9 protein-coding genes are annotated in these 8,265 nt (G+C 39.9%); all 9 read right to left on the reverse strand.

Features of this window, described 5'->3' with window-relative positions; translation table 11 throughout:
* Positions 1-318, reverse strand: a 318-nt coding sequence (locus ADS77_RS20780; protein WP_161803891.1) for a transposase, incomplete at its 3' end; no start/stop codon positions are given.
* A gap of 214 nt (positions 319-532) precedes the next feature.
* The gene (locus tag ADS77_RS20785) at positions 533-976 is read right to left on the reverse strand and encodes a T6SS immunity protein Tdi1 domain-containing protein (protein ID WP_054206929.1); all 444 of its coding nucleotides are present in this window, start codon (positions 974-976) and stop codon (positions 533-535) included.
* Positions 977-1,203: 227 nt separating this feature from the next.
* Positions 1,204-1,809, reverse strand: a complete 606-nt coding sequence (locus ADS77_RS20790) for a hypothetical protein (RefSeq protein ID WP_054206930.1) — start codon at positions 1,807-1,809, stop codon at positions 1,204-1,206.
* Positions 1,810-2,086: 277 nt separating this feature from the next.
* Positions 2,087-2,401 carry a hypothetical protein gene (locus ADS77_RS20795; RefSeq protein WP_054206931.1) on the reverse strand — a complete coding sequence of 105 codons (315 nt, stop codon included), beginning with the start codon at positions 2,399-2,401 and terminating at the stop codon, positions 2,087-2,089.
* 171 nt (positions 2,402-2,572) lie between these two features.
* Positions 2,573-3,190 carry a DUF998 domain-containing protein gene (locus tag ADS77_RS20800; protein WP_054206932.1) on the reverse strand — a complete coding sequence of 206 codons (618 nt, stop codon included), beginning with the start codon at positions 3,188-3,190 and terminating at the stop codon, positions 2,573-2,575.
* 259 nt (positions 3,191-3,449) lie between these two features.
* Positions 3,450-3,827, reverse strand: coding sequence for a TipAS antibiotic-recognition domain-containing protein (locus tag ADS77_RS20805; RefSeq protein ID WP_054206933.1), 378 nt, complete (start codon positions 3,825-3,827; stop codon positions 3,450-3,452).
* Positions 3,828-4,321: 494 nt separating this feature from the next.
* Complete coding sequence (locus ADS77_RS20810; RefSeq protein WP_064436101.1) at positions 4,322-5,476, reverse strand: serine hydrolase domain-containing protein; 1,155 nt, start codon at positions 5,474-5,476, stop codon at positions 4,322-4,324.
* A 637-nt stretch (positions 5,477-6,113) separates the two neighbouring features.
* Positions 6,114-6,512: a hypothetical protein gene (locus ADS77_RS20815; protein ID WP_054206934.1), complete on the reverse strand. Its 399-nt coding sequence runs from the start codon at positions 6,510-6,512 to the stop codon at positions 6,114-6,116.
* 128 nt (positions 6,513-6,640) lie between these two features.
* A complete protein-coding gene (ltrA, locus tag ADS77_RS20820; RefSeq protein ID WP_235575832.1) occupies positions 6,641-7,837 on the reverse strand; it encodes a group II intron reverse transcriptase/maturase in 1,197 nt (398 codons plus the stop codon).
* Between the last annotated feature and the right edge of the window lie 428 nt (positions 7,838-8,265).

The following is an 8,265-nucleotide window of genomic DNA, read 5'->3' on the forward strand; positions in this document are numbered from 1 at the left end:
TATCGATGTGTAATGAGGTTGAATATCGCCCGACACACTCATGAACAAAATATTGTTCTCACAGGCCTTGGCTATTCGGCGGCTACTAATTAATCCATGCGCATAACCGAGTAAAATAATCTTTAACATCACCGTGGGCGGATACGCTGCCGCGCCTGTTTTGTCGTTGTTATACCACGCGTCAAAGCCCGACAAGTCGAGTTTATTTTCGACAATATAACAAAGCGCATAYTCAAATGTRCCYGGCAAAATTTGCTCAGAAAAATTGATAGGAATGAATTTATTTTGGCAGGATAAGTCAGGCTTGTAGTTGGCCATAACAGTTTACCGTGGGTGAATAATATCTRTTAGATCACAGTAACCCAGTGGATTCAAGGTTAAAAAGCAATCAAGTCAAATGTGCAGAACCAGTTCCTAAAAAGAGTAATTCTACAGCCACAACGCTTGCCGTAAACGGCACAAAATAGCAGGCTAAAATTGGGGGCGAAGGAACACAAGCCTGCTGTTTTGTGCCCTTGGTTTAACGGCCTTGTTAGCTTTCGCTTACACCAACTTGTTGTGCCACTTGACCTGTTAGGGAAAAATGAACCTCAATATCAGTTGGTTCAATATTTTCAATTTTATACTCACCACCCAACAGCCAAGGTTTTGTTAAGCTATAAATTTGGTTGTGTGATAATGATTTACCTGATTTTATTAAATCACCTACCATTTGAACTGCAAAGTATTCTATAACGAACTCTTTATCAGCTAACAACTCATTGAAGCCTTCAGGTGTCTCCGCTACTTGTGAGAACTCACCGCCTCCTGAGTCAAGCCACCAAACTTGGCCATTATTTATATTTTGAACAAATGCATCACCGGAAGCTGAAAGCAGTATAGGTAAATATTCTCCACCCAATAACCACTCCCATTCAGATAACAGAGAGTCTCGCTCAAGGTGCGAGAAATTTACCGTTAAGTCATTTAATGTCATCGGAACTTCCTAGAAAGCTAACGAGGCTGTAGAATAACTCTAACAGCCAAATTCAATTAAAAAACGAGCTCCTGTAATTAACTCTAAGCGTTTTTAAAGCATTAGGTAATGCATTTGGAACCCATAAAACAGGCTATTTTTCTTAAAAAAGAGTAATTCTACAGTCACAACACTTTGAATAAGCGGTTTGGCAACGTTCTTGTGACAAATCCGTCTTCATTCTTTTGTTATGTTCCGGTTTTCCATATTGAATACTGTTTGTTCCTATCTTGCTCTTTTTCCATCCTAAGCAATCTAGACTCCAATTCCCCTAAAGTAGGAAGCCCGCGCTCCAAGCGTTGTTTATCTGTTTTCGCAGACTTGTCGAAGTTTTCTAAGTAATATATTTGATAAGTACCACTAGTGTTGATTTTTCTTTTCAATTGAGTGCCCCATACCTGTGATTTATCGATCTTAAGCAGATATCTATCTTCGGCTGCGCTTGATAGCCAAACAGCATCTGAGTTGCTGGGATCCAGCTCAGATGATTTCCGAGCCAATTCCATAGCAGATTTATAATGCTTTTCATCGCTACCATGCTGCATGATAAATGCTGCGGCTAGCAACTCCTCAGCTGAAAGAACCGAGCCCGAAGCCAATATCTCTTCAGTTTTCTCCAATCGCAACTTATCGCCCGGTAGCATGACTTCATCTATATATTTCTTAATTTGTTCGCGAGGAAGTTCTCTTAACTTGGTTCTGACTGCCTGATCCTCGTCCAACATTTCTAGAAGTGATTGAGCATTAGCATTTGAGAAGAAAAAAAGGGATAAAAAAATTATTCGGTAAATCATAAACATCCTTTTAAGTTTAGGCACATAACGAGGCTGTAGAATAACTCTAACAGCCAAATTCAATTAAAAAACGAGCTCCTGTAATTAACTCTAAGCGCTTTTAAAGCATTAGGTAATGCATTTGGAACCCATAAAACAGGCTGTTTTTCTTAAAAAAGAGTAATTCTACAGCCACAACGCCGTTTTTAGCGGCAAATTGCAGTTGGCTAAAATAAGTGAGGTACGAACAAAAAGCCAACTGTAATTTGTCCGGCTTGAAAACCCTTGTTATAAGGCTTTATCTCCAGACCTGCCACCACTTCTTTTTACTTTCAAGATTTAGTTGCTTGACTCGATCGTAGCAGGCACCACAAATTAACTTTACTCCAGCAAAAGACTCAGATTCATCATTCCAATCACCGCCAGATTTATTTACCATTTCTTCGCAACCACTACACCATGAATCAGGTCGTTTGTTACCTGACTCAGGTTCTGCAGACCAAAAACCTCTAAGAATACCATCTTTAAGAGTCTGTACTGTATGCTGACAAACATATGTAGCTTGCTGCTTACCATGCTCACAACACTCTACATAATTTTCAGGTTGACTCATTCGTGGATTGCCTTATAACGAGGCTGTAGAATAACTCTAACAGCCAAATTCAATTAAAAAACGAGCTCCTATAATTAACTCTAAGCGCTTTTAAAGCACTAAGCAATGCATTTAGGGCCCACAAAACTGGCTGTTTTTCTTAAAAAAGAGTAATTCTACAGCCACAACGCCTCAATCAGCCGACGCGTTAGCGGTCGGTTGGATTGACTTGTTAACTGAAAATTGATGTAAAATTAGCATGTGAGCTGCAACACCAAACCAACCCATTGTCGGGACTGCCCATAAGCGTTGAATTAAACCGTTAAACTCCTGCGGTACAAACCCTGCGTAAATAAGCCAAAACATAAAAACGTGTAACACTGTTACCGCTACAGAAAAGCTTTCAAACAAGCTGGATTTCACAACATTCTTAAAATCTAAGGCAAAGGCTATTGGAACAATTATCATGAAAATCGATAAGTTGTAAAGAAGATGAAGTGGAGTTTCTAGTGTCCAAATACCCGCACTTATCATACTTATACCAAGTAAAAAAACCGACAAGGTGGCCGCAGAAAAACGACTTTGAGAAGTTTGATGTATACCAAAAGCAAACCCACACATTGACAAGCCAATAATGACGTCTGCTGCCCGATGAATATAAGCGAATACTGGAGCCTCCAGCGCAACATGGCTAATGCTTTTTGAAAAAAAATCGAAGTCAGGAATGATAATACCCAACCCAATATTAATTATTGAAGCCAGCCAAACTATATGTGCTTGCTTAATCATCCAGTAATTTAAATTTCGCACTAACTTTCCTTTTCAGTTAACGAGGCTGTAGAATAACTCTAACAGCCAAATTCAATTAAAAAACGAACTCCTGTGATTAACTCTAAGCGTTTTTAAAGCATTAGGTAATGCATTTGGACCCCATAAAACAGGCTGTTTTTCTTAAAAAAGAGTAATTCTACAGCCACAACGCCTTGCTAAGCGGAAAATAATGGTTTGCTATAATCGCGAAGCGATGGCCAACTGTTATTTTTCCGTTTAAGCAACTTGTTATGTGATTTTATAAGTGGCTACCTGCGTAATGGACAATTGCATCACCTAAATAATTAACCATTTCTGGGTGATACGAATTATGAAACTTTTTCATATCGTCATTTTCTTTATAAAATATTCCCATGCCTATATATGCTTCTTTGGATGGGGTATAAAAACGACAAGCTATTTCAAAGTGTTCTTTCATTAATGCTTGAACACTTTCATTATCAACGGCTGTTTCATCAACGTACTCTGCTAATTTTTTATACAGAATATCCCAGTCTTGATGGACAAGTTCTCTATTAACATGCGCCCAATTATCTGTTGTTGATAAGCTGTGAGTTTGCTCCATATTAAGAGCATTTTTACATTCAGCTAAATATTCTTTACTCAATTTATTCATTTATAGATATTCCATTAATTATATATTTATTTGCGACAAACTATCCGAATCACATAACGAGGCTGTAGAATAACTCTAACAGCCAAATTCAATTAAAAAACGAGCTCCTGTAATTAACTCTAAGCGTTTTTAAAGCATTAGGTAATGCATTTGGAACCCATAAAACTGGCTTTTTTTCTTAAAAAAGATTAATTCTACAGCCACAACGAGGCTGTAGAATTACTCTAACAGCCAAATTCAATTAAAAAACGAGCTCCTATAATTAACTCTAAGCGTTTTTAAAGCACTAGGCAATGCATTTAGGACCCACAAAACTGGCTGTTTTTCTTAAAAAAGAGTAATTCTACAGCCACAACGCCCCAATAAGGGGCTGATAATGCTTGGCTAAACTGTGTAGCGGAGCGGAACCGAGCCAAGCTGTTAGCAGTCCCGCTTGATTGCCTTGTTAGTTGCCCGCTACTATGAACCTTTATTTTTTGAAAACTAAAATGAGACTAAAAAATTGCAGGGTCAGTAACATCCCATATTTTCAGCTTAGTTAGGATTTTCGGTATTTCGTAAGTAAAAACATTTGCATCGAGTGAGGAGCTATTACACATACCAACAAAGGCTACTTGCTCCTTGGGTCTACGAATATAACTAGTACTTGTGCCCATCCATCCGCCATTGTGCAGCGTATAATTTGGCTCGATATATTGCCCGTTAGCATAAAAAGTTATTCCGTTGCTTTCGTAGGAGTGTTGGCTATTTGGTGTATTAAATTGAGTCATTATTTTGTTAGGGGCATCACCTAATTTCGGGGTATAAAAGTGATTATCCCAAATCAACATATCTTCGAGTGTAGTGTATAGACCACCGTCACCCACAACAAAAATATTTGTTTCATAACGCTTTAATCCATTATCTTTAAATGTTCTATATCCTTCGGCACGGTTAGGTACTATCTCTCGCATATCATCAGCGAAAAAAGTGCTGTGCATACCAAGCGGTTCAAAGATGTATTTTGTAGTGTACTCCCGCATGGACATACCACTGACGTTAGCTACTAACTCCGACAATAAAAAGTAAGCGAAGTTACTATAGGCTTGTTGAGTATCAGGTTGATGCTCTAAAGGAAGCGATTTTATGACATCGTAGTATTCTTCTTTGGTCAGGTAATCCTCATCACCAAGCCTGAACGGACCACCAGCGGTGGACAGTAGTGGTTTGGGTAATAGCGATTTGAGGGTATCGTAATCTGCCATTCCTGAAACGTGACCTAACATTGAGTTAATAGTTACTTTTACACCATAGTCTTTCAATTCAGTAAGATGTTTCCGTATATCATCATCAAGGTTAATTTCCCCTTTTTCTGCTAATAACAATACCGCAAACCCGGTGAATTGTTTGGATACAGATGCCATACGAAATACTGATATTGAACTGAGCGGAACCTGATGTTCGATGTTTGCCAAACCGTAGCTTTTCTTGAATAAAAATTGTTGATTCTTAATAATACCTACAGAGCACCCCGGTCCATTAGTTGGAATAGACTCTTCTGCAATTCTATCAATTTCCTTTTCCAGCAGCGTTAGTTGGGTTTCGTTTCCCATAACGCTAAATGAAAGTAACAAAATAACCCCAGCGATTCCTTGAATACTTTTATACATTAACTTTCCCTTTTTTTATTATTAACTATTCTGATAGTTGTGTAATTTCATCACTTTCCTTTACATCAAGCAGATAAATAAACTACGTAACACCTCGTAGGTTTGCTTTTTTTGTTGAACAAGTCAACAAAGTGATAAAAATAAGCAAAACAGTATGCTCACAATTATTGTTATTGGAACTGAATGACATTTTTCTAAATTCTGATTACAGCTTCTTTAGTCGCACACTGGCCTTAAAATTAATGAATTATCAGATTTTCTATTGCCAACAAGTAAATTTTTAAAGTGGTAAATCAAAATGCAATTGGAAGGTTAGGCTAGATGCAATTGAGTGGTACTAATGGTAGATATTTCCCAACCAAACTCGAAATCTACTCTTAGGGCTACTAACGAGGCTGTAGAATAACTCTAACAGCCAAATTCAATTAAAAAACGAGCTCCTGTAATTAACTCTAAGCGTTTTTAAAGCATTAGGTAACGCATTTGGAACCCATAAAACTGGCTGTTTTTCTTAAAAAAGAATAATTCTACAGCCACAACGCCGCATTAAGCGGACTAAAATTGTGGGTTATACTGCGTAGCGAATCGGAACGTAACCCACTGTTTTTGTTCCGTTTAAATACCTTGTTATACGTGTTTACCCAAGAAGATCAGAAGCATCTTCTGTAAGTGCCCAATCTTTCATATCTTGAACAATATGATTTGATAAGAACTCAAATACATCATTGTATTCTGTTTCTACAACATCCCAACTCCGATATGATTTACCTGAACCAAAAACAGGATGAAATACAATAACCTTATCAGTAATTGTGCCATCAACAATTTCTAGACCTGCAAAATCGTCATTGTCTTGTCGGCTAGCAAATACAAATACCATTCTGTTTTTTGTATCTTCGTTAGCAAAAGCCTTAGCTGCAGATTCAAATTCTGTTGAGTGAGATAAAAAATGCCAAGGACAGAAACTCTCAGTATTTTGTACCAAAAACCAACGAAGTGCGTTCGGCCAATTTGAATTGATAATTTCAGGTTTCATTTAATCCCTAGATACGTAATCGTGGTAGAGCGACCCATTACTGGGCCGACCCCACACAGATCCGGACGTGCGGAACTACCGCATCCGGCTCTTCAGTTATATATTCACGCGTGTAAATCACCACGTACTTAGTACCCGTCCACATGAATAAATCGCTTACTCACTCTTGGCCGCTCTATTGCGTAATACATTAACATCTTCTTGAAATTACTCCAATTATAACTGCGCCTTCCACTTCGCCTATTCAGCCATTTATATAAGCTGTGCAGCACATAGCTGTACAGTCTATCTAGGCTACGGCTATTGTCTGGCAGGCCAAAGTAATTTCGGWATCCCATCAGTTTRCGTTTCAGTTGGGGCATCCACGTGTTGAGCTTGGTTGACCGTTTGGCTTTGATGTATTGGTAAAACTCGCTCATGCTGGCGCGGTGCTTTTCAGCCCCTGTGCGCCGCCTAAGTCGAGGTTTTCCTTGCGCATCTTTTGCCCAGTAAAAGGCAAAGCCAAGAAACACAAATTGCCGTCTGCGACTCGGATGAAATCGACTGAAACGCAGCAGTGAGGTTTTATCCTCTGCTACCTCTAAGTTGAACCTCTTGAGTCGTTTTGGCAACACCTTGTAAAATCGCTCTGCRTCGTTGGCRTATTGAAACGCACACACAAAATCATCGGCATACCGGATGAGCATCGCGCGACCATGCATTCGAGGTTTTACTTTCTTTTCAAACCATAAGTCGAGTGCGTAGTGCAAATAGATGTTCGCCAGTACTGGGCTAATGATCCCCCCTTGCGGTGTACCGCTTTTCGGGTGTTCAAACACCCCTTCCGGTGATTTGATACGGGCTTTAAGCCATTGGCTGATTAAACTCAGCATGGCTTTGTCATCAATGCGTTGTTTGAGCATCTTCATCAGCCAGTCGTGGTCAAGGTTGTTGAAGAAGCCTTTAATGTCAGCCTCCACAATGTAACCGTATCCTTTAAACTGAAGGTTCAACGCTAAACTGTGCACCGCTTGATGAGCGCTTTTATTCGGTCGGTAGCCATAGCTATTGGGCAGAAAGTCCGCTTCCCAGATACTTTGCAATATCTGGCTCACGCCTTGTTGCACCAATTTATCATCCACCGTGGGCAAGCCCAGCGGTCGCTGTTTGCCATTTGCTTTGGGAATAAAGACACGTTTGATGTCATTGGCTCGAAAGCGCTTATGCTTAAGGGCATCGCTCAGTCGAGTAATGTTGCTAAYGAGTTGCTGCTTATAAACAGGCATGGTAATGCCATCAATACCGGCCGCAGCCTGCTTATTGAGCTGATCCCAACTTTTATACAAGCAATCTTCCCTTAGTAATCCGTATAAGTTCTGAAACCTGTGTTTGGGGTGTCGCTGTGATTTAAATGTGATCGCGTTTAGTTCGGTTATCATAGTGGTTCCAGCCCTACATTGTCCGGCCTATGTGTCTGCTAAACACGTGATATAACTGCCAGCCCCTTCGCCATGTGATCGGCTTTCCCGTCTCAAACTACTACGAGCTGGTCTGACTGCCAAAGGGTCATCGTTGGCCTTGCTTTTGGCTTAGCTTCCCTACCGCGTCCTTGCGGAACACCCTTGGCTCTCTCAAGTTCCTAATGCATCTCTTTAACCATGCCACGGCTTAATAACTCCGCTGACTCGCCACAACCTCACTCATTACGGTTGCTTTGCATGGACTTCAGTGGCGTTACAAACCTCGTCAGTCAGACTGTATTTATCGGAGCGAT

The sequence above is a fragment of the Pseudoalteromonas porphyrae genome (assembly GCF_001298125.1).
Classification (GTDB): Bacteria; Pseudomonadota; Gammaproteobacteria; order Enterobacterales; family Alteromonadaceae; genus Pseudoalteromonas; species Pseudoalteromonas neustonica.

Excerpts from the sequence above, each read along its gene's own strand:
- ADS77_RS20785 (WP_054206929.1), bottom strand. The coding sequence starts at position 976 with ATGACATTAAATGACTTAACGGTAAATTTCTCGCACCTTGAGCGAGAC.
- ADS77_RS20790 (WP_054206930.1), bottom strand. The coding sequence starts at position 1,809 with ATGATTTACCGAATAATTTTTTTATCCCTTTTTTTCTTCTCAAATGCT.
- ADS77_RS20795 (WP_054206931.1), bottom strand. The coding sequence starts at position 2,401 with ATGAGTCAACCTGAAAATTATGTAGAGTGTTGTGAGCATGGTAAGCAG.
- ADS77_RS20805 (WP_054206933.1), bottom strand. The coding sequence starts at position 3,827 with ATGAATAAATTGAGTAAAGAATATTTAGCTGAATGTAAAAATGCTCTT.
- ADS77_RS20810 (WP_064436101.1), bottom strand. The coding sequence starts at position 5,476 with ATGTATAAAAGTATTCAAGGAATCGCTGGGGTTATTTTGTTACTTTCA.
- ADS77_RS20815 (WP_054206934.1), bottom strand. The coding sequence starts at position 6,512 with ATGAAACCTGAAATTATCAATTCAAATTGGCCGAACGCACTTCGTTGG.